Annotated in this window: 18 protein-coding genes; 14 read left to right on the plus strand and 4 right to left on the minus strand. The window is 63.9% G+C overall.

Annotation, left to right across the window (positions count from 1 at the left end; all coding sequences use genetic code 11):
- Positions 1–43: 43 nt before the first annotated feature.
- The gene (locus AC0L2U_RS09145) at positions 44–382 is read left to right on the plus strand and encodes a hypothetical protein (protein WP_128362716.1); all 339 of its coding nucleotides are present in this window, start codon (positions 44–46) and stop codon (positions 380–382) included.
- A 12-nt stretch (positions 383–394) separates the two neighbouring features.
- Here AC0L2U_RS09145 and AC0L2U_RS09150 read toward each other — a convergent pair whose 3' ends face one another.
- The 3 genes from AC0L2U_RS09150 to AC0L2U_RS09160 are packed head-to-tail and all read right to left on the minus strand — an operon-like array spanning position 395 to position 5,702.
- Entirely contained in the window at positions 395–3,490 is a 3,096-nt protein-coding gene (locus tag AC0L2U_RS09150) for an efflux RND transporter permease subunit (RefSeq protein ID WP_473601765.1), read from the minus strand.
- On the minus strand, positions 3,487–4,566 hold the full coding sequence (locus AC0L2U_RS09155; protein ID WP_127807974.1) for an efflux RND transporter periplasmic adaptor subunit: 1,080 nt from the start codon (positions 4,564–4,566) through the stop codon (positions 3,487–3,489). The genes AC0L2U_RS09150 and AC0L2U_RS09155 overlap by 4 nt, the downstream gene beginning before the upstream one ends.
- Positions 4,563–5,702 carry an efflux RND transporter periplasmic adaptor subunit gene (locus AC0L2U_RS09160; RefSeq protein WP_473601766.1) on the minus strand — a complete coding sequence of 380 codons (1,140 nt, stop codon included), beginning with the start codon at positions 5,700–5,702 and terminating at the stop codon, positions 4,563–4,565. The genes AC0L2U_RS09155 and AC0L2U_RS09160 overlap by 4 nt, the downstream gene beginning before the upstream one ends.
- Positions 5,703–5,945: 243 nt before the next feature.
- Between AC0L2U_RS09160 and AC0L2U_RS09165 the strand changes: the two genes are divergently transcribed.
- Positions 5,946–7,223 (plus strand): 4-aminobutyrate--2-oxoglutarate transaminase, encoded by a 1,278-nt coding sequence (locus AC0L2U_RS09165; RefSeq protein WP_023811424.1) that lies wholly within the window; start codon positions 5,946–5,948, stop codon positions 7,221–7,223.
- A gap of 117 nt (positions 7,224–7,340) precedes the next feature.
- Here the strand turns inward: AC0L2U_RS09165 and AC0L2U_RS09170 are convergent, their stop codons facing one another.
- Positions 7,341–8,594: an NAD(P)/FAD-dependent oxidoreductase gene (locus tag AC0L2U_RS09170; RefSeq protein WP_128287829.1), complete on the minus strand. Its 1,254-nt coding sequence runs from the start codon at positions 8,592–8,594 to the stop codon at positions 7,341–7,343.
- A gap of 432 nt (positions 8,595–9,026) precedes the next feature.
- On the opposite strand from AC0L2U_RS09170, the gene AC0L2U_RS09175 reads away from it, so the two are divergent.
- The 12 genes from AC0L2U_RS09175 (at position 9,027) to ybeY (ending at position 20,162) form a co-directional block, all read left to right on the plus strand.
- The gene (locus AC0L2U_RS09175) at positions 9,027–10,316 is read left to right on the plus strand and encodes an imelysin family protein (RefSeq protein WP_127807970.1); all 1,290 of its coding nucleotides are present in this window, start codon (positions 9,027–9,029) and stop codon (positions 10,314–10,316) included.
- Between the two features lie 113 nt (positions 10,317–10,429).
- The gene (locus tag AC0L2U_RS09180) at positions 10,430–10,741 is read left to right on the plus strand and encodes a (2Fe-2S)-binding protein (protein WP_127395538.1); all 312 of its coding nucleotides are present in this window, start codon (positions 10,430–10,432) and stop codon (positions 10,739–10,741) included.
- Complete coding sequence (gene bfr, locus AC0L2U_RS09185) at positions 10,707–11,192, plus strand: bacterioferritin (RefSeq protein ID WP_013527914.1); 486 nt, start codon at positions 10,707–10,709, stop codon at positions 11,190–11,192. Before AC0L2U_RS09180 ends, bfr begins: the two co-directional genes overlap by 35 nt.
- Before the next feature lie 12 nt (positions 11,193–11,204).
- On the plus strand, positions 11,205–12,806 hold the full coding sequence (locus AC0L2U_RS09190; RefSeq protein WP_128287828.1) for a di-heme oxidoreductase family protein: 1,602 nt from the start codon (positions 11,205–11,207) through the stop codon (positions 12,804–12,806).
- Positions 12,806–13,885, plus strand: a complete 1,080-nt coding sequence (locus tag AC0L2U_RS09195; protein ID WP_292701099.1) for an imelysin family protein — start codon at positions 12,806–12,808, stop codon at positions 13,883–13,885. The genes AC0L2U_RS09190 and AC0L2U_RS09195 overlap by 1 nt, the downstream gene beginning before the upstream one ends.
- A gap of 1 nt (position 13,886) precedes the next feature.
- Positions 13,887–14,993: a DUF1513 domain-containing protein gene (locus AC0L2U_RS09200; RefSeq protein WP_473601767.1), complete on the plus strand. Its 1,107-nt coding sequence runs from the start codon at positions 13,887–13,889 to the stop codon at positions 14,991–14,993.
- Between the two features lie 95 nt (positions 14,994–15,088).
- Positions 15,089–15,766 (plus strand): tRNA (adenosine(37)-N6)-threonylcarbamoyltransferase complex dimerization subunit type 1 TsaB, encoded by a 678-nt coding sequence (tsaB, locus tag AC0L2U_RS09205; protein ID WP_473601768.1) that lies wholly within the window; start codon positions 15,089–15,091, stop codon positions 15,764–15,766.
- Positions 15,767–16,261 carry a ribosomal protein S18-alanine N-acetyltransferase gene (gene rimI / locus AC0L2U_RS09210; protein ID WP_473601769.1) on the plus strand — a complete coding sequence of 165 codons (495 nt, stop codon included), beginning with the start codon at positions 15,767–15,769 and terminating at the stop codon, positions 16,259–16,261.
- 21 nt (positions 16,262–16,282) lie between these two features.
- Positions 16,283–17,083 (plus strand): lyso-ornithine lipid O-acyltransferase, encoded by an 801-nt coding sequence (gene olsA / locus AC0L2U_RS09215; RefSeq protein ID WP_128363212.1) that lies wholly within the window; start codon positions 16,283–16,285, stop codon positions 17,081–17,083.
- Positions 17,084–17,157: 74 nt separating this feature from the next.
- A complete protein-coding gene (gene miaB / locus AC0L2U_RS09220; RefSeq protein ID WP_128363211.1) occupies positions 17,158–18,567 on the plus strand; it encodes a tRNA (N6-isopentenyl adenosine(37)-C2)-methylthiotransferase MiaB in 1,410 nt (469 codons plus the stop codon).
- A gap of 83 nt (positions 18,568–18,650) precedes the next feature.
- Positions 18,651–19,643 (plus strand): PhoH family protein, encoded by a 993-nt coding sequence (locus AC0L2U_RS09225; RefSeq protein WP_023758127.1) that lies wholly within the window; start codon positions 18,651–18,653, stop codon positions 19,641–19,643.
- An 18-nt stretch (positions 19,644–19,661) separates the two neighbouring features.
- Complete coding sequence (gene ybeY / locus AC0L2U_RS09230; RefSeq protein WP_127327723.1) at positions 19,662–20,162, plus strand: rRNA maturation RNase YbeY; 501 nt, start codon at positions 19,662–19,664, stop codon at positions 20,160–20,162.
- Positions 20,163–20,189: the final 27 nt, after the last annotated feature.

The following is a 20,189-nucleotide window of genomic DNA, read 5'->3' on the forward strand; positions in this document are numbered from 1 at the left end:
TCGTTTTCTCTTTTGCGCCGAACAACCATCTTGGGGACTGCCCGTGGAGGAATGGAAATTTGCGGATCCGCCCAATCTCGCGGTGTTGTCGGACAAGAGCCTATTAAAACGTGGCGACTGGATCGCATACGTTGTGCATGAAGATGACGACGACGACAGCTACAACGACGAAGGTGGCAGTTGGCAATTCTACAGTAGCGACATTCGAGATTGGGATGAACGCGAAATAATGCTCGTAGGCCTGCAAGAGGTGGTTCAACTGGATGAAACCATCCTGGAGTTGGCCGATTTGCCGAAACGTTGGCGTGCTTGGCGCGCCTCGAAATCGTCGCCATGGCGGCGCGCCAAGTCACGCCCCGTACCCTCCAACGACAACGAGTGACCCGCCAAAGCCTTAAGTCTGGGCTTGCACCGGTTCGCCGCTCTCCACGGGTGGCTCTTCCTGGGCTTTCGGCTCCTTGATCCTGAACCACGTCACATAAAGCGCCGGCAGGAACAGCAGCGTAATCGCCGTGCCGGCAATGATGCCGCCCATCATGGCATAGGCCATCGGCCCCCAGAACACTTCACGTGCGATCGGGATCAGCGCCAGGCTGGCGGCGGCGGCCGTCAGCGCGATCGGCCGCATGCGGTGTTCCGTCGCTTCGATGACAGCGGCCCAGCGGTCCTTGCCTTCCCGGACGAGATCCTCGATCTGCACGATCAGGATGACCGAATTGCGGATCAGGATGCCGATCAGCGCCAGCACGCCGAGGATGGCGACGAAGCCGAGCGGTGCTCCGCTCGGCACCAGGGCCGCCACCACGCCGATCAGGCCGAGCGGCGCCACGGCCACCACCAGGAACAGGCGCTGGAAACTCTGCAACTGCACCATCAGGATCGTCGCCATGACGAACAGCATCAACGGCACGACGGCGGCGATTGGTCCCTGGCTTTTGGCACTCTCCTCGACCGAGCCGGCGGTGGCGATCGAATAGCCCGGCGGCAGCTTGGTGATGAAGGCATCGACCGACGGCTTCAACTCGTTGACGACGGTGGCCGGCAGCACGTCGCCGACCAGTCCGGCGCGCACGGTGATGGTCGGGATGCGGTCGCGTCGCCACACCGTTGGCTGCTCCAGATCGTAGCGGAAGTTGGCGACGGCCGCGAGCGGGATCGCCTCGCCGGTACTGGTCGGCAGCTGCATGTTCTGCAAGGTTTCGATCGAGCCGCGTTCGGACCCACGCGAGCGCGCCACGACATTGATCAGATAGGTGGCGTCGCGCACCTGCGTGATGGTGGCGCCGCCGACCGTACTGTTCAGCGCGCTGGCGATGTCGGAGGAGGTGATACCGAGCTGGCGTGCCTTGTCCTGCAGCACGTCGACCCTCAGCACACGCTGCGGCTCGTTCCAGTCGAAGGTCGGCGCTGCTAGCTTTGGATTGGCGGAGATGACACCGGCGAATTGCTGCGCCAGTTCGCGCACCGTCTGGATGTCGGGACCGCCGACGCGATATTGCACCGGGCGGCCGACCGGCGGTCCGAGTTCGAGCGGCTTGACGAAGGCGTCGGTGCCGACGAACTCCTCGCGTAGCAGTTTTTCAAGCGCCGGCTTGACCCGGTTGCGGGCCGCGATGCTTTTGGTGACGATGACGGTCTGGCCGAAATAGGGGTTGGCCGGCTGCACGTCATAGGCGAGCACGAAACGCACCGCGCCCTGGCCGATATAGGACGAAAAATGGTCGATGTCGGGATTGCCGACCAGCGCCCGCTGCTCGAACCGCTCCATCTGGTCGCGCGTATCGGCGATCGAGGCATTCTGCGGCAGGTTCCAGTCGACGATCAGCTCCGGCCGGTCCGATGGCGGAAAGAACTGCTGCTGCACCAGCCCGAAGCCGGCGATCGAGCCGGCAAACAAAAGCACGGTGACGATGATAGTCAGCCAGTGATGGCGCACCGAGCCGACAAGCACGCGCCGGAAAAGCGAGGTGAAGCGGCCAGGCTGGTCGTGATGCTTGGCTTTCATCGTCGCCGGCAGGATGGTGACGCCGAGCAGTGGCGCAAACAGCACCGCAACGATCCATGACACCAGCAGCGAAACGGCGATGACCACGAACAGGGTGAAGGTATATTCGCCGGCGGCGCTGTTGTTGAGGCCGATCGGGATGAAGCCGGCGACCGTCACCAGCGTACCGGTCAGCATCGGAAAGGCGGTCGATGTGTAGACATAGGTCGCCGCCTTGCGCAGATTGTCGCCGACCTCCAGCCGCGCCACCATCATCTCGACCGCGATCATCGCGTCGTCGACCAGAAGCCCGAGCGAGATGATCAGCGCCCCCAGGGAAATACGCTGCAGCGAAATGCCGAGATAAGCCATGACCGTGAAGGTGATGGCCAGCACCAGCGGGATCGACAGCGCCACGACGAAGCCCGCGCGCATGCCGAGGCTGATGAACGACACGGCGAGCACGATGGCGACCGCCTCGAACAGCGCGCGCGTAAAGCCCGAGACGGCCTCCTCGACGATGACCGGCTGGTCGGCCACCAGATGCACGCCGACACCGACCGGCAGGTCGGCCAGCACCTTGTCCATCTCCTTGTGCAGCGCCTCGCCGAATTCGAGCAGGTTGGCGTTGGGTTTCATGCCGATGGCGAGCCCGATCGCGTCCTGGCCGTTGAAGCGGAATAGCGCCGTAGGCGGATCGACATAGCCGCGCGTGATCGTCGCCACGTCGCTGAGGCGGAAGAAACGGTCATCGACCCGCAGATTGATGGCGCGCAGGCTGTCTTCGGAGGTGAACTGCCCGCCGACACGCACGCTGATGCGCTCCGGCCCGGACTGGATGACGCCGGACGGCGTGATCGCGTTCTGCGCCTGCAGGCTCGCCACGATCGCTTGCTGGTTGAGGCCGAGGGCGGCGATCTGGCGGGTCGAGAATTCGAGATAGATCGCCTCGTCCTGGGCGCCGACGAGGTCGACCTTGCCGGCGTTGGGCACGGTCAGGATTTTTGTTCTGGCGTCCTCGACATAGTCGCGCAACTGGCGCGGCGTCAGCCCGTCCGATGTGAAGGCGTAGATGTTGCCATAGACGTCGCCGAAGCGGTCGTTGAAGAAGGGTCCCTGCACCCCCTGCGGAAACTGCGCCGCGATGTCGTTGACCATGTTGCGCACCTGAATCCAGTTCGGCACGACATCGCGTGCCTTGGTGGTGTCCTTCAGGTTGACGAAGATGACGGTCTGGCCGGCCGTGGTGACGGACTTGGTGTAGTCGAGGCTGTCGAGTTCCTCGAGTTTCTTCTCGATACGGTCGGTCACCTGCTGCACGGTTTCCCTGACCGAGGCGCCCGGCCAGTTGGCCTGGATGATCATCGTCTTGATGGTGAAATTGGGGTCTTCTTCACGGCCGAGATTGAGGTAGGAGAACACGCCAGCCACGACGAAGACAAGCATGAAATACCAGACCATGGAGCGGTGGTTGAGCGCCCAGTCGGAGAGATTGAAGCCTTTCATGAGGCCCCTCCCTCGGGCACTGTCACCTTCTGGCCTTCGCTCAGGCTGTGGACGCCCGCCGTGACAACACGCATGCCGGCCTCCAGCCCCTCGGCCACCGTGAAGGTGCCGCCATTCTTCGACGCGACCTTTATGTCGCGTGCGTTCACGCTGGATGTCTGCGGGTCGACGATCCACACTTTCGCGGCACCATTCTTTTCGAACAGCGCCGACATGGGCAGTTCTATCGTCGGTGCCACCTTGGTCACGCGGGTCGCCGTCACCGTCGAGCCGAGCCGGAAGGCCTGTGGCGGATCCGTGAGCGTCAGCTTGACGCGCCGCGTGCGGGTCGAGCCTTCGGATTGCGGTGCGATCTCGCGCAGCTTGGCCCCGGTCTGGATCGTCGGCAGCGACTGCAGGATCACCTGGAAGGGCGTGCCGGCCTCAAGATCACCGGTCAATTGATCGGGAATGTCGACCACCGCCTCGCGCAGGTCCGAACGCGCCACGGTGACGACGGTCTGGCCGGGCGAGACCGTCTGGCCAACTTCGGCGCCGACCGCGGTGACGACACCGTCGAAATCAGAGAACAGCCTGGCATAGCCGAGCTGTTCCTGCGATTTGGCAAGCGAAGCCTTGGCCCGCTCGACACCTGCCTCCGCAGCTTTGCGCGCCTGCTGCGCGGCATCGAAGACAGCTTGCGTGGCGTTGGCCGAGGCGAGCAACTGGCGCTGCCGTTCCTCGCTGGCGGCGGCGTTGGCGAGCTGCGCCTCGGCATTGGACAGTTCCGCCTTGGCCGCCTGGAGGCCCAACTCCAGTGCGGTCGGATCCAGTGCCGCTATCGTCGTGCCCTTGCTGACGATGTCGCCGACCTGGACGTCGCGCGAGACGACCCGGCCAAGCAGGCGGAAGGCCAGGTCGGCGCTGACCTGCGGTTCGACGGATCCGACAAAACCGAAGATTTGCGTGGTACGCGGCTCGATCACCATCGACAGCACCGGTCGGACGATCTCGGGCGGCTTTTCCTCCGACTTGGAGCAGGATGCCAGCGCGCCGAGCATGAGCACGCCGAGCAGGATGCGTGGCGTCCGGCTCATTGGCCCGCTCCCGATATCTCGATCGTCTGTCCAGGGCTGAGCAGCTGTCCTCCAGCGGTGACGACGCTCTGGCCCGCGTCCAGCCCCTTGGCGATCACGACCGTGCCCGAATTGAACGCCAGCACTTCGACCAGCGCCATCGTCACTGCCTTGGTCGAGGGATCGACGATCCAGACCGCCGGCTTGCCGCCGCTGGACGTCAGCGCCTGCCAAGGCAGCAGGATCGCCTTCGCCGGCTTGGCGCTTACCGTGCCGATGACGGCTGCCCCAAGCGGCATGCCGGCGGGCGTGTCGGGAATGGCGATTTTGACCCGGATCGAGCCCGAACCCGGGTCGACCGCAGGCGAGATTTCGCGGACCTTGCCCGTCGCCCTGACCTGCGGATCGGACAACAGCGTGATCGTCACCGCAGGCGACGCCGGTGTCTTGGCGATCAGCGTCTCCTGCACGTTGAACACGGCGTCGCGGTCACCGTCCTCGGCGACGGTGAAGACGGTTTGCGCGGCTTGCACCACTTGGCCGGTTTCGACTTGGCGGGCGGTGATCACGCCGGCGGCGCCGGCCTTGAGCTCGGTGAAGGACAGGTTTTGCTGGGCGTTGGAGAAAGCGCTCTGCGCGGCATCGACGCTGCCTTGTGCCACCTTCAGGGCGTGGTCCGCGGCGTCATAATCGCGCCTGGTGGTAAAACCCTGGGCGAGCAGCGTCTTCTGCCGTTCGAAGGCGGCGGCGGACTGGGTCAATTGCGCCTGCGCCGCGTCGAGATCGGCCTGCGCCGAGCGCAAATCGGATTCCTGCTCCTGCGGATCGATCCGGGCGAGCACCGTGCCTTGATCGACATGCTGGCCGACATCGACAAACCGTTCGGCGACGCGACCGCCGACCCGGAACGACAGATTGTTCAGCGTACGCGCCGCGATCACCCCGGTCAGTGAGGTCCTTGGCGCATAGTCGGCCATCGCCACCGTTTCGGTGCGCACCATGATCTGCAGTTTCTTGTCCACCGCTTCCTGCTTCTGGCAGCCGACCAAAAGCAGCGCAGCCGTGCAGGCGAAAAGCGCCGGGGCGGCTGGAAAAGACAAAAGACCGGGAGCTGGGACCGATGGCTGCGAGACGGGCGAAGTCACGTTCCTGCTCATGGGCTCCCCCGGCCGCGGGCCGCCCGCTGATCGCGATGCCTCGTGGACATCCAGAGGATAGTCGATCCCCGGGAAAAGGAAACCGGTCTCGTACGTGTATCGCCTGACTGGTTAAGCGCCGGATCTGCCCACCGCAGGCCCAATCGCCTGCCGGTGGTGCCGACTTGAGGAAAACGTGAAATAAGGTCAGAAGACGTCTCAACGGCATCAAACAGGACGGGCGCCGGCCCGGTGAGGGATACGATGAAGAATTCAGCCATTTCCGAACGCAAGAACCAATCGATTTCCCGCGGCGTCGGCATGACCACGCAGATCTATGCCGACCGGGCTGAAAATTCGGAAATCTGGGATGTCGAGGGACGTCGCTATATCGATTTCTCGTCGGGCATCGCCGTGGTCAACACCGGGCATCGCCATCCCAGGGTGATCGAGGCGGTCAAGGCACAGCTCGACCGCTTCACCCACACCTGCCACCAGGTGGTGCCCTATGAGAGCTATGTGCGCCTGGCCGAACGGCTGAACGGCATGCTGCCCGGCAAGTTCGAGAAGAAGACGATCTTCGTCACCACCGGGGCCGAGGCGGTAGAGAACGCCATCAAGATCGCCCGCAATGCCACCGGCCGTCAGGCGGTCATCGCCTTCGCCGGCGGCTTCCATGGCCGCACCTTCATGGGCATGGCGCTGACCGGCAAGGTCGTGCCCTACAAGGTCGGCTTCGGCGCCATGCCGGGCGACGTCTATCATGCGCCGTTCCCGGTGCCGCTGCACGGTGTCTCGGTCGCCGACTCGCTGGCCGCGCTCGACCGGCTGTTCAAGGCCGATGTCGATCCGGCCCGCGTCGCAGCCATCATCATCGAGCCGGTTCAGGGCGAAGGCGGTTTCTACGACGCGCCGCGTGACTTCCTGGTTGCGCTGCGCAAGCTTTGCGACCAGCACGGCATGCTGCTGATCGCCGACGAAGTGCAGACCGGCTTTGCCCGCACCGGCAAGATGTTTGCGATGGATCACCATGAGGTGGCCGCAGACATCACCACCATGGCCAAGAGCCTGGCCGGCGGTTTCCCGCTGGCCGCGGTCACTGGCCGCGCCGAAATCATGGATGCGCCCGGCCCCGGCGGGCTCGGCGGCACCTATGGCGGCAGCCCGATCGGTGTTGCCGCCGCGCACGCCGTGCTCGACGTGATCGAGGACGAAAACCTGTGCGACCGCGCCAACACGCTGGGCGCAAGGCTGAAGCAGCGGCTGCAGTCGATCCGCGACGACGTGCCCGAAATCGTTGACATCAGAGGCCTCGGCTTCATGAATGCGGTCGAGTTCAACGACGTCAAGAAGGGCCTGCCGTCGGCCGAGATCGCCAATGCGATCCGGTTGAAGGCGCTCGACAAGGGCCTGATCCTGCTGACCTGCGGCGTCTACGGCAACGTCATCCGCTTCCTGGCGCCGATCACCATCCAGGACGAAGTCATGAACGAAGCACTCGACATCCTGGAAAGCTCGATCCGCGAAGTCTGCGCCGCCTGAACTTCTACCCTCCCCTTGTGGGGAGGTCGGACCGAAGGTCCGGGTGGGGGCTTGGCGCCCACCCCCACCCCGCTGCTTCGCAGCGACCCTCCCCACAAGGGGGAGGGTAAGCGGGGGCTAGCCCGCAGCCCTGGCGGGCTCATCCTGCTGAAACGCGGCCAGCGCCGCCTTGAGCCCTTCGGGACCCATGGCCACCGTTTCCGGCGTCGGCGAGAAGCCGGCGCCGAGCATCTTGCGGCCAAGCATGTGGTCGCCGGGACGGTTGACCGATTCGATACCGAGCAGCCGGTCGCCGGCATAGTGGTAGATCGAGAATTTGTTGTCGGGCAGGTCGCCCAGCACGACATGGCTGTCGCCGCCGGCGGTCAGGCCGACCATCTGCAATTTCATGTCGCCGATGTCAGACCAGAACCATGGCACCGCCGAATAGGCGTCGGTGTGGCCCGATATCGTGCGCGCGGCAAGCCGCGCCTGGTCGGTGGCATTCTGCACCGATTCCAGCCGCACGTCGCCGCCGGTGAGCCAGTGACGGTAAGAGGCAGCATCGCCAATAGCGAGAATCTCCGGCATCGACGTGCGCATCTGATGATCGACGCGAATGCCGTTGGCGATGCTGAGGCCGGCCGCCTGCGCCAGTTCGACATTCGGCACGGCACCAATGCCGACGATGACCATGCGCGCCGGCAGCCTTTCGCCTGATGAGGTGATGGCAGCCGTGACATGACCGTTTTCGCCATCGAGCCTGGCGATCGAGGTGCCGGTGAGGATGCGCACGCCTGTCGCCTCCAGCCGTTGCCGGACGTGGCTCGCCACGACCGGCGCCACGGCGCGGCCGAGCAGCCGGTCCACGGCCTCCACCACTGTCACCGTGCGACCGGCGGCCCTCAACGTGGCTGCGATCTCCAGCCCGATGAAACCGCCGCCGAGGATGACGACTTCGTCGCTTTGCGCGCTGAGGTCGCGGATCAGCCGCGCATCGGCCAGCGAGCGCAGCGACAGCACACCGGACAGGTCGGCACCGGGCAGCGGCAGCGTGCGCGGGCGCGAGCCTGTCGCCAGGATCAGGTGGTCAAAGGCCAGCGCACCACCGCCGGCAATATCCAAACTGCGGCGTCCGGCATCGATCCGATCGATCCTGACGCCAGGCCGGTAATCGATGGCGCTGCCGGTGTAAAAGGCCTCGCCGCGCAAGGGTTGCGGCTTGGCCTCGGCATCCTTGATGAAAGTCTTCGACAGCGGCGGCTTGTGATAGGGAAGTTCGTCCTCATCCCCGACGAGGATCACCGGCCCGTCATAGCCGTCTTCGCGCAGACTGGCGGCCGCTTGCACGCCCGCATGACCCGCGCCGACAATGACCACACCGTTCTTCATCGCATTCCAATCCCACTTCTATCCTAGGATGTCTCGCCAAGTGGCAATTGTCTGGTGCCGCCGCAAGAGAGCTTTTGCGGGTCGCACCCGGAATGGCGGCTGTCAATCGTACAGTTCAGTGGCAAGACCGGTGCAGAAGATGCATAAAGTTGACAGTCGTAGTTTAGAATAATTCTAAACTGTTGTTTCAATTGACTTTTCCTACGGATTGTCATTGACATCCGCCGATGTCGCAGCTTTATGGAGGCTCGCGCGTCAGCGCATCCCTTTAATGTCTGGGCCTTGAACCCTTTCGATTGGAGGCATTTGGTGTCTTTCTTCCGCGAACCGCGCGATGGCGCGGCATCTCTTGCGCCCAATGGCCCACAGATGGCCTGGCGCCGGTTGTTGCGCGCGCCGTTTACAGAATTTCCGAGAAACTGGAGAGTGATTATGACAGCACGATATGGCAGCAGGCTTGCGGCGATCGGCGCCACTGCCCTGCTGACGGCGGCGGTATTCGTGTTGCCGGCAAAGGCGGAAACCGATGCAAAGGCGGTCATCAAGACCTATTCCGACATCGCACTCGCCAAATACGAGGATTCGCTGACCACCGCGCAGGCGCTCGACAAGGCGGTCGACGCGCTGCTCGCCGCGCCATCGGTGGAAACCCTCAACGCTGCCCGTGACGCCTGGAAGGCATCGCGCGTTCCCTACCAGCAGACCGAGGTCTACCGCTTCGGCAACAAGAGCGTCGACGACTGGGAAGGCAAGGTGAACTCCTGGCCGCTGGATGAAGGCTTGATCGACTACGTTGCCAAGAGCTACGGCACCGAATCGGACGCGAACGCGCTCTACACGGCCAATGTGATCGCCAACAAGGAGATCGAGATCAACGGCAAGAAGGTCGATGCATCGAAGCTTTCGCCGGAGTTCCTCTCCGGCACACTGCAGGGAGCCGGCGGCATCGAGGCCAATGTCGCCACCGGCTACCACGCCATCGAATTCCTGCTCTGGGGCCAGGACCTGCATGGCACCGGCCCGGGTGCCGGCGAGCGCCCCTATACCGACTACGACCTCAAGAACTGCACCGGCGGCAATTGCGATCGCCGCGCCGAGTATCTGAAATCGGCCAGCGACCTTCTGGTTTCGGATATTCAGGAGATGGTCGGCAACTGGAAGGAAGACGGCGCCGCCCGCAAGGCTCTCGTCGATGGCGAGCCGAACACGGCGATCTCGACCATCTTCACCGGCATGGGCTCGCTGTCCTACGGCGAACTGGCCGGCGAGCGCATGAAGCTCGGCCTGCTGCTGCATGATCCGGAAGAGGAGCACGATTGCTTCTCCGACAACACCTACAATTCGCATCTCTACGACGCCATCGGCATTCGCGCGGCCTATCGTGCGAGCTACACGCGTCTCGACGGCACCGTCGTTTCGGGTCCCTCGGTGGCCGATATGGTGAAGGCGGCCGATCCGGCGATCGACAAGGAACTGTCTGACAAGCTCGATCTCACCGTCGCCAAGATGGAGGCGATCAAGGCGCGTGCACTGGCCGGCGAGGCCTATGACCAGCAGATCGCCGAGGGCAACGTTGAGGGCAACGCCACCGTGCAGGCGGCGATCGATGCGCTGGTCGATCAGACCAAGTCGATTGAGCGCGCCGTCGGCTCCCTGAAGCTCAGCACCATCGCCTTCGAAGGGTCCGACAGCCTCGACGCGCCGGACAAGGTGTTCAATTAAGGGCCGAAAGACAGGAGACTGATCCGGAGCCGGACAACCGGCTCTGGAACGGCCTCCGCTAGAAAATCAAGCCACACGGCGCGGGAGACGCCGTCAGCCAGCCGAGCAAGCCAATGCTGATTTGTCATTGCAATATCATCACCGAGAAGGAGATCGAGCAGACGATCGTCGCGCTGCTGGACCAGGATCCCTGGCAGCTGATCGTGCCGGCGAAGATCTATCATGCCATGCAAAAGCGCGGTCGCTGTTGCGGCTGCTTCCCAAATGTGGTGGAAACGATCATTCGGGTCACCGAAAATTACCACGCCCGCTCGGAGGCGAGCGGCGTGGATGTCGTTTCACACCTGGATCGCGTCAGAGGCCTGCGCGTCCAATACGGGAGCAGAATTCATGAAAGGCGATCCGCAGATCATCGAGCGGCTTAACGAGGCTCTTTTTCTGGAGCTTGGGGCCGTCAATCAGTACTGGGTGCATTTCCGTCTGCTTGAGGACTGGGGATACGCCAAGCTGGCAAAGAAGGAGCGGGCGGAATCGATCGAGGAGATGCACCATGCCGACAAGCTCGTCGCCCGTATCATCTTCCTCGAAGGCCATCCGAACCTGCAGTCCGTGGCGCCACTGCGCATCGGGCAGAACGTCAAGGAAGTGCTCGAATCCGATCTTGCCGGCGAATATGACGCACGTACCGCCTACAAGCGGTCGCGCGAAATCTGCAACGACGCCGGCGACTACGTGACGATGAAGCTGTTCGAGGAATTGCTCGCCGACGAGGAGGGTCACATCGACTTTCTCGAGACGCAGCTCGACCTGCTTGCCTCGATCGGCGAGGAAAAATACGGCCAGCTCAACGCCGCATCGGCGGACGAGGCGGAGTAAGGGCATGCGGGAATGCGGCGCCTGCTAGAATTCGTGCGCCGCTCGCGGCGGGCCAATGGCTCGCCGCTCCTTCGCAAGACGCCGGCCGGATTGGCGCGTCGGCGCTATGTCGTGCTCGTGTTGGCGCTTGCCTCCTCGGCGATGGCCGGTGATCTTCAGCCTGCCGGGCTCGCCACCACGCGCACCGACCTCAATGCGAAGGACCAGGCGCGCGTCATCGCCGTCACGAGGCCGACCGCGGATTTTTCCAGGCCAGAGCAGTTCGAACTGATGCAAGGTGGCGCCGGCACGTCCCGGAAGGACGTCAGCCGCGATTCCTTCTCGCAATCCTCGGCCAACATCACCTTCGAGGAAGAGGGCGACTTCAAACTCGGCAATGCCCTTTTCCGCAAGAACTGGGTCTCGTCGCCATCCTCGACGCAGGCGTCGGACGGGCTCGGCCCGCTGTTCAACGAACGTGCCTGCCAGAACTGCCATCTGAAGGATGGCCGCGGCCGCCCGCCGCAAGGCGACGTCGGCACCACGTCGATGTTCCTGCGGCTGGCCCGTGACGCCAGCAGCGCGGAAGAGAAGGCGGCGCTTGCCGACCACGAGGTGCTCAACTTCCCCGACCCGGTCTACGGCAGGCAATTGCAGGAGCTCGCCGTACCCGGCCTGCCCGGTGAAGGCAGGATGCATGTCGACTACCAAGAACGTAAGGTAGAGCTGACGGACCGCACTGTGATCTCCTTGCGCAAGCCGAGCTATTCGGTTGACGGCCTTGGCTACGGGCCGCTTGACCCACGCACCACGCTGTCGCCGCGCCTGACCCCGCCGATGATCGGCTTGGGCCTGATCGAACAGATCGCGCCGGCTGATATTCTCGCCCACGCCGATCCGGACGACAGGGACCGCGACGGCATTTCCGGCAGGCCGAACATCGTGCGCGATAGCCTGAACGGAAAACTGACGCTTGGCCGTTTCGGCTGGAAGGCACAGACCGCGTCGATCCGCCAGCAGGCGGCGGACGCCTTTGCCGGCGACATCGGCATCTCGACGCCCGAAGAGCCGAAGCATTGGGGCGATTGCACTGCTGCGGAGGCAAAATGCCTCGACATGCCGAACGGCGTGCAGCAGCGTCTTGGCCCGATCGAGGCGCCGCCGCCGGTGATGGATCTCGTCACCTTCTATTCGCAGAACCTGGCCGTGCCGCCGCGCCGCGACCTCGACCGGCCCGACGTGCTCGCGGGCAAAAAAACATTCTACGAGATCGGCTGCATTGCCTGCCACACGCCGAAATTCGTCACGCGCCGCGATACGCCCAACAAGGCGCAGGCGTTCCAGTTGATCTGGCCTTATTCCGACTTCCTGCTGCACGACATGGGGCCAGATCTGGCCGATGGCCAGGCTGTGGGAGATGCGACGGGCAATGAATGGCGCACGCCGCCGCTGTGGGGCATCGGCCTGACCGGGACGGTCAACGGCAATTCCTTCTTCCTGCATGACGGGCGCGCGCGCAGCCTGACCGAGGCGATCCTGTGGCATGGCGGCGAGGCGCAGAAAGCGCGCGACCGCTTTGCCGCCGCCAGTGCGACTGAGCGTGACGCGCTGCTCAAATTCCTGGAGTCACTGTGATGTTCAAGCGTTCTGCATTGTTTCTCGTTCTTGCGCTGGCATTGCTGGGCGTTGCCCCTGCGTCTGCGGCGGTCAAAGCCTCCGATATCATCCAGCGCGCGATCGATGGCTTCGTCCGCCCGGCCTATGCCGGCCTGCACGAGCATGCGGAAGCCTTGACCGGATCCATGCGCAAGCTGTGCGTCACGCCCTCGCAAGGAAAACTCGATGCCGCGCGCGCCGAATTCTCCGCCACCGTCTATGCCTGGTCGTTAGCCGAAATCATCGGCTTCGGACCGATCAAGGAGAACAACCGGCTGGAGCGCATGCTGTTCTGGCCGGATCGCAAGAGCATCGGCCTGAAACAGGTACAGGCGGCGCTGTCCGACAAGGATCCGACCGCGACCGATCCGGCACAACTGGCCGGCAAGAGCGTTGCCATGCAGGGGCTGGGCGCGCTCGAATTCGTTCTTTACGGCGACGGCGCCGATGCACTTGCCGGCAAGGATGATCCCTACCGCTGCGCTTATGGCACTGCCGTTGCCGGCAACATCGAAACCATGGCCGGCGAGGTCAGCGCCGCCTGGAACAAGCCGGACGGCTTTGCCGCGCTTTGGGCCAATCCGGGGGCGCAGAACCCGCTCTACCGCGACGGCAACGAAGCGGTGACGGAACTGGTCGGCGTCTTCATCAACGAACTGGAAATGGTCCGCGACGTGCGCCTGAAAGGGTTTTTCGGCGGCAAGCCGGATGCGGACAAGCCGAAACAGGCAATCTATTGGCGCTCGCAAAACACCACCGCGTCACTGGCCGGCAATCTCTCCGGCATCGATACGCTGTTCCAGGCCTCGAAACTTGGCGATGCTCTGCCGGCCGATGCGCGCTGGATGGCCGAGTCGATCCACATCCAGCTGGTCAACGGTGTCGCCACCGCCAAGGCGGTCAGCGGTCCAATCGACAAGGCGCTTGCCGATCCGGCGCTTCGTGACAAGCTCGATCATTTCGCGCTGATCACCTCCAGCCTGTCGGCCTTGATCGGCACGAGGTTGACCTCCGAATTCGGACTGACCGCAGGCTTCTCCTCGCTGGATGGGGACTGAATTGAAAACCCCTCTGATAGATCGCCGCGACTTCCTGAGAGCTGCAGGCGTTGGCTTCATGGCGACGATGACGCCCTCGGCCTGGGCAACCACGCTTGTGGCCGACGCCGTCTTCGCCACGGCTTTCGTCAAACGCGACGGCAGCTTTGGCGCTGCCGTCCTGTCCGAGGCCGGCAAGGTCCTGCATGCGATCGACCTGTCCGATCGCGGCCACGATGTCACCTTCGATCCCATATCGAAACGCTCGGTGGTCTTCGCGCGTCAGCCCGGCACCTTCGCCGTGGTTTTCGATCACTCGGGCCGTGACGCGCCGCTGACCATCGCCAGCATCGCCGGCCGGCATTTCTTCGGCCATGGCGTGTTCTCGGCCGACGGTGCGCTGCTCTATGCCACCGAAAACGACTTCGACAACGCCGCCGGCGTCGTCGGCGTCTACGATGCGCGGGCCAAATTCAGCCGTGTCGGCGAATTCCCGACCTATGGCGTGGGTCCGCACGAGCTTCTGCTCCTGGGCGATGGCAGGACGATCGCGGTTGCCAATGGCGGCATCGAGACCCATCCGGATTACGGCCGCGCCGAGCTCAACATTGCAACCATGAAGCCGTCCTATGTGCTGATAGACCGCGTCACCGGCGATCTTATCGAGAAGCACGAATTGCCGGCCGCACTGCATCAGCTGTCGATCCGCCACATGGACACCGATCGGTCCGGAAGCGTCTGGTTCGGCTGCCAGTACAGGGGGCCGGGCACCGATCGACCGTTGCTGGTCGGTCGCGCCGCCCGCGGCAAGGAGCTGCAGTTGCTGGACATGCCGCAGGACGTTTTGTCCGGCTTCCGCAACTACATAGGCTCGGTGGCCGCCAATCGGGCTGCCGGAACCGTCGCCGTTTCCTCGCCGGAAGGCAACTCGCTCGTCGTGATCGATGCGGCCAGCGGCCGGGTCGTTGCGAACAGCGCATTGGTCGAGGTCTGCGGCGTGGCGCCCGATGGAACCGGCTTCATGGCCACCACCGGCGCCGGTGAGATCGTCGAGGGCAGCGGTGCGACACGCTCCGAACCGGACTATGTCTGGGACAACCACATGCTGCGTATCGAACAGGCCGCATAGGCTACAAGCGAAGCCGCTTAACGAATTATGCACTATCCCCTTGCGGTGGCGGGCCGTGGCGGGCACAGGGAATTGTTTTTCGAACCGGTTGCCTCATGAAATTGCTTGCCATCGACTGTGCCGCCAACCTCTGCGCCGCTTGCGTCTATGACGCGACGGCGAAGCAGGAGCTTGGCCATCAGGTGCTCGATCTCGGCAAGGGCCATGCCGAGCAACTGATGGCGGTCATCGCCGAAGCGCTGGAGGCAAGCGCAACCGACTATGCAGGTCTTGGCGCCATCGCCGTCTCTGTCGGCCCCGGTTCTTTCACCGGTCTGCGCGTCGGCGTCTCGACCGCGCGTGGCCTGGCGCTGGCGCTGAAGATACCGGCGATAGGGGTGACGACACTGGAGGCGCTGGCCGCCGAAGCAGCAGCGGCATTTCCCGGTCGCGCCGTGCTGGCGGCGCTCCATGCCGGCCGTGAAGAGATCCACGCGGCCTTTTACGACGAAAGGTTAGTCTTGACTTACGGTCCGGCCGCGGCCACGCTGGCTGACGTGGTGACTATGGCGAAGGAAACGTCTCCGGTGCTTGCCGGCACCGCGGCAGCGCTCATCAGCGCATCGGCCGGGCGCGAATTTGATGTCGGCCCTCGGACAGCCACCGCCGACATTGTCACCTACGCCCGCCTGGCTGCCGCCAAGGGCGCGGGCGAACGGCCGAAACCACTCTATATGCGCGGCGCCGACGCCAAGCCGCAGGTTGGCTTTATTCTATCAAGGCAAGAAAGATAAATGCGCATACCTTTTCTCCAACCACGCCGCCGGGACTACGCGCTCGAGCCGCTGAGGATCGCCGACAGTCCGGCGGTCTCGCTGCTGCATCGCGAGGACTTTGTCCGCCCCTGGACCGATGGCGAATTCGCCGCCCTGCTCGAACAGGACACCGTGTTCGGCTATGCCGCGCGCGAAACCGGACAGGGCTCCAAGCCGCCCGTTGGCTTCGTGCTGGCGAGGCTTGCGGCAGGCGAGGGCGAGATCCTGACCGTCGCGGTGGCGCGATCGCATCGTCGCCAGGGGCTGGGCTGGCAATTGATGGACGCGGTGTTGCGCGAACTGCACGCGCAGCGCGCCGAAGCGCTGTTCCTCGAGGTCGACGAGACCAATGTCGCGGCGATCGCGCTTTATCGTCGGCTGGGCTTCCGCGAGGTCGGCAAGCGGCCGAATTACTACAGATCGGTCGAACACGGACCGACCGGCGCGCTTGTCATGCGCCGCGATCTTCGCTAGCGAGACGGCCGGGATGGGGCGATGATCAAGAAAATCAGGATTTTCCTGGCGCTGGGCCTCGTTGTCGCCGGTTCGTTGGTCCTTGTGCCGCTACAGATTCTGTCGATGAAGACTGGCTGGTGGCCGGAAACCTTCATCCTCAAGGTCTGGCACAGGCTGATCGTCAGGGCGCTCGGCATGCGCATCCATGTCAAGGGAGCGCTGTCCGACAAGCGCCCGCTGCTGGTTGCGTCCAATCACATCTCCTGGACCGACATCATGGTGCTCGGCTCTTTTGCCGACGTAAAGTTCATCGCCAGGGCGGATATGGAAGGCTGGCCGCTGATCGGCATGCTGTCGAAGCTGCAGCGCACCGTCTTCATCGAGCGCGAGCGCAAGCGTTCGTCGGGCGACCAGGCAAGCGAGATTGCCAGCCGCATGGCCAAGGGCGATGCGATGGTGCTGTTTGCCGAGGGCTCGACCGGCGACGGCAATATGGTCCTGCCGTTCAAGAGCACGCTGTTCGGCGCCGCCTCGATGGCGATTTCCGAAGGCGCGGCGGAACAGGTGTTCATCCAGCCGGTGGCGATCGCCTATACGCGTCTGCACGGCGTGACGCTCGGCCGCCGGCATCGCCCGCTTGCCGCCTGGATCGGCGATGAGGATTTGATGCCGCATCTCAAGGTTCTGCTGGCGGAGGGCGCGCTCGACGTCGAGGTGCATTTCGGCGAGGCAATCGCCTTTTCCAAGGGTTCGAACCGCAAGGAGACGTCGAAACTGATGGAAAGCCAGGTGCGTGAGATGATGCAGGCGGCGCTTGCCGACCCGCGGCCGAGCCGGTAGCTCCGGCACGCTCTTGCTGGCGCGGGCCGAGAATCGTCTGTTTTTTGTCACGGAAAGGCGTTAGAAGCCGCCTTATGGACTTGAACACGATAGAAAGCGACGACATCGGCACTACGGCTGGACAGCCGGCGGTGCTTCCCGCGGCAGCGAGAAAAGTCTTCATCAAGACCTATGGCTGCCAGATGAATGTCTATGATTCACAGCGTATGGCCGATGCGCTGGCTGCCGACGGCTATTCCGCGACCGATGCCATTGGCGAGGCCGACCTGGTGCTGCTGAACACCTGTCATATCAGGGAGAAGGCGGCCGAAAAGGTCTATTCCGAGCTCGGCCGTATCCGCGATATGAAAGCCGAGCGTGCCCTGGCCGGCCGTGAGATGCTGGTCGGCGTCGCCGGCTGCGTGGCGCAGGCCGAAGGCGCCGAGATCATCCGCCGTTCGCCGGCAGTCGACCTGGTCATCGGTCCGCAGACCTATCACCGGCTCCCGGACGTGCTGGCGCGGGTGCGCGGCGGCGAAAAGATCGTCGAGACCGACTACGCCCTCGAGGACAAATTCGAGCACCTGCCGCAGCCCAAGCGCGCCGAGGTCATCAAGCGCGGCGTCACCGCCTTCCTCACCGTGCAGGAAGGCTGCGACAAGTTCTGCACCTTCTGCGTTGTGCCCTATACAAGGGGCTCCGAGGTCTCCCGGCCGGTGGCGCAGATTGTCGCGGAGGCTGAGCGCCTGGCCGAAGCCGGCGTGCGCGAAGTGACGCTGCTCGGCCAGAACGTCAATGCCTGGCATGGCCAGGGCGGGAGCGGTCAGGAGTGGGGGCTTGGCCGCCTGCTGTTCAGGCTGGCCGAAATCCCCGGGCTGGCGCGTTTGCGCTACACCACCAGCCACCCGCGCGACATGGATGACGAACTGATAGCGGCCCATCGCGATCTGCCGGCATTGATGCCCTATCTGCATCTGCCGGTGCAATCCGGCTCCGACCGCATCCTCAAGGCGATGAATCGCCGGCACACGGCGAGGGATTATCTGGCGCTGCTCGACCGTATCCGTACCGCGCGGCCTGACATTGCGCTCTCCGGCGACTTCATCGTCGGCTTTCCCGGCGAGACCGAGGCGGATTTCGAGGCGACCATGGAGCTGGTGCGTCAGGTGAATTACGCCTCGGCCTTTTCGTTCAAATATTCGCCGCGCCCCGGCACGCCGGGCGCCGAAATGTCCGATCACGTGCCGGAAACGGTCAAGGACGAGCGCTTGCAGAGACTGCAGGCTCTGCTTGTGAAGCAGCAGCAGGATTTCGGTTTGAGCCTCGTCGGAAGCGCCATCGACACGCTGATCGAGAAGCCCGGCCGTCAGGCCGGCCAGAAGGTTGGCCGCTCGCCTTGGCTGCAGCCGGTTATTGTTGATGAAAAGGCCGGCGAAATCGGTGACATTATCCAGGTGCGAATCACGAAGACGGGCTACAACAGCCTGTTCGCCGAATTGGCCTGAGGGTCTCGGCAGATGAGGAGAGACGGTTGAGCGCAGCAGAGCTGAAGAACCTGCCCCCGGTACCGGCATCTGGGGCTTCTGACATGGCGCACATCGTTCTGACTTTCGACAACAACAAGCTTGCCAGCGCCCTTTACGGTCAGTTCGACGAAAATCTCGCGCGGCTCGAGCAAAAGCTCGGTGTCGACATCCGCTCGCGCGGCAACCAGCTGACCATCAAAGGGTCTGCTTCGGCTGCCGAGCAGGCGCGCCGGGCATTGGACAATCTCTACGGCATTCTCCAGAAGGGCGTCGATATCGGCCAGTCCGATGTCGACGGCGCCGTGCGCATGGCGATCGCCGCCGACGATCAGCTGACGCTGCCGACGCTGGAACGCAAGGGCAAGGTCTCCGCTGCCCAGATCGCCACCCGCAAGAAGACGATCTATGCCCGTTCACTCAACCAGGACGCCTATATGCGGGCGCTGGAACGGTCGGAACTGGTGTTCGGCATCGGCCCGGCCGGCACCGGCAAGACCTATCTGGCGGTGGCCCATGCGGCGATGCTGCTCGAGCGCGGCATGGTCGAGCGCATCATTCTCTCGCGGCCTGCGGTCGAGGCCGGCGAACGGCTGGGCTTCCTGCCCGGCGACATGAAGGAGAAGGTCGATCCCTATCTGCGGCCGCTCTATGACGCGCTCTACGACATGATGCCCGCCGACAAGGTCGAGCGCGCCATTGCCGCCGAAGTGATCGAGATCGCGCCGCTCGCCTTCATGCGCGGCCGCACGCTGGCGCATGCCGCCGTCATCCTCGACGAGGCGCAGAACACCACGCCGATGCAGATGAAGATGTTCCTGACGCGTCTGGGCGAAAATTCGCGCATGATTGTCACCGGCGATCCGACCCAGATCGACCTTCCTTCGAACACCAAATCGGGACTGGTCGAAGCCTTGCGGGTGCTGGACGGCGTGGCGGGCGCGGTCACCGTGCGCTTCAACGACGGCGATGTGGTCCGCCATCCGCTGGTGGCGGAAATCGTCAGGGCCTACGACCGGGACGCCAAGCTGGCGCGCGGCCTCGGCGCCGAGAATTGATGTTGACGATGCGGCTTCATGCCTGAGGACATAACATCCGGCGACGGGAATGTTCCCGTCGACATCGACATATCGGTTGAGGCGGGCAACTGGCCCGACGAGGCAAGCCTGACGCGGCTGGTCGATCGCGCCGTCAAGGCGGCTTTTGCCGAAACCGGCGTGGCGGGCCGTTCCGAACTCAGCCTCGTTTTTACCGACGACGCCCATGTCCGGGTTCTCAACGCCGGCTGGCGCGGCAAGGACAAGCCGACCAATGTCTTGTCTTTCCCGGCTTTTCCGTTTGTGCAAGGCGGACCGTTGCCGCCGATGCTGGGCGACATCGTGCTCGCCGCCGAGACGGTCGCGCGTGAAGCGGCACTGGAAGACAAGCCTGTCGAGAACCATATCACCCATCTCGTCATCCACGGCCTGCTGCATTTGCTGGGTTACGATCACGAGACCGACACTGAAGCCGAGGCGATGGAAACCGTCGAACGCGCGGCGCTTGCAAGGCTTGCCATTCCCGACCCCTACGCGTAACTACATCTGATCAATTGACCGGACGAC

The organism is Mesorhizobium sp. WSM4808 (genome assembly GCF_055811675.1).

What these genes read in the sequence shown, in the direction of transcription:
- AC0L2U_RS09150 (WP_473601765.1), bottom strand. Translation starts at nt 3,490, where the DNA reads ATGAAAGGCTTCAATCTCTCCGACTGGGCGCTCAACCACCGCTCCATG.
- AC0L2U_RS09155 (WP_127807974.1), bottom strand. Translation starts at nt 4,566, where the DNA reads ATGAGCCGGACGCCACGCATCCTGCTCGGCGTGCTCATGCTCGGCGCG.
- AC0L2U_RS09160 (WP_473601766.1), bottom strand. Translation starts at nt 5,702, where the DNA reads ATGAGCAGGAACGTGACTTCGCCCGTCTCGCAGCCATCGGTCCCAGCT.
- AC0L2U_RS09165 (WP_023811424.1), top strand. Translation starts at nt 5,946, where the DNA reads ATGAAGAATTCAGCCATTTCCGAACGCAAGAACCAATCGATTTCCCGC.
- AC0L2U_RS09170 (WP_128287829.1), bottom strand. Translation starts at nt 8,594, where the DNA reads ATGAAGAACGGTGTGGTCATTGTCGGCGCGGGTCATGCGGGCGTGCAA.
- AC0L2U_RS09175 (WP_127807970.1), top strand. Translation starts at nt 9,027, where the DNA reads ATGACAGCACGATATGGCAGCAGGCTTGCGGCGATCGGCGCCACTGCC.
- AC0L2U_RS09180 (WP_127395538.1), top strand. Translation starts at nt 10,430, where the DNA reads ATGCTGATTTGTCATTGCAATATCATCACCGAGAAGGAGATCGAGCAG.
- bfr (WP_013527914.1), top strand. Translation starts at nt 10,707, where the DNA reads ATGAAAGGCGATCCGCAGATCATCGAGCGGCTTAACGAGGCTCTTTTT.
- AC0L2U_RS09190 (WP_128287828.1), top strand. Translation starts at nt 11,205, where the DNA reads ATGCGGCGCCTGCTAGAATTCGTGCGCCGCTCGCGGCGGGCCAATGGC.
- AC0L2U_RS09195 (WP_292701099.1), top strand. Translation starts at nt 12,806, where the DNA reads ATGTTCAAGCGTTCTGCATTGTTTCTCGTTCTTGCGCTGGCATTGCTG.
- tsaB (WP_473601768.1), top strand. Translation starts at nt 15,089, where the DNA reads ATGAAATTGCTTGCCATCGACTGTGCCGCCAACCTCTGCGCCGCTTGC.
- rimI (WP_473601769.1), top strand. Translation starts at nt 15,767, where the DNA reads ATGCGCATACCTTTTCTCCAACCACGCCGCCGGGACTACGCGCTCGAG.
- olsA (WP_128363212.1), top strand. Translation starts at nt 16,283, where the DNA reads ATGATCAAGAAAATCAGGATTTTCCTGGCGCTGGGCCTCGTTGTCGCC.
- miaB (WP_128363211.1), top strand. Translation starts at nt 17,158, where the DNA reads ATGGACTTGAACACGATAGAAAGCGACGACATCGGCACTACGGCTGGA.
- AC0L2U_RS09225 (WP_023758127.1), top strand. Translation starts at nt 18,651, where the DNA reads ATGGCGCACATCGTTCTGACTTTCGACAACAACAAGCTTGCCAGCGCC.
- ybeY (WP_127327723.1), top strand. Translation starts at nt 19,662, where the DNA reads ATGCCTGAGGACATAACATCCGGCGACGGGAATGTTCCCGTCGACATC.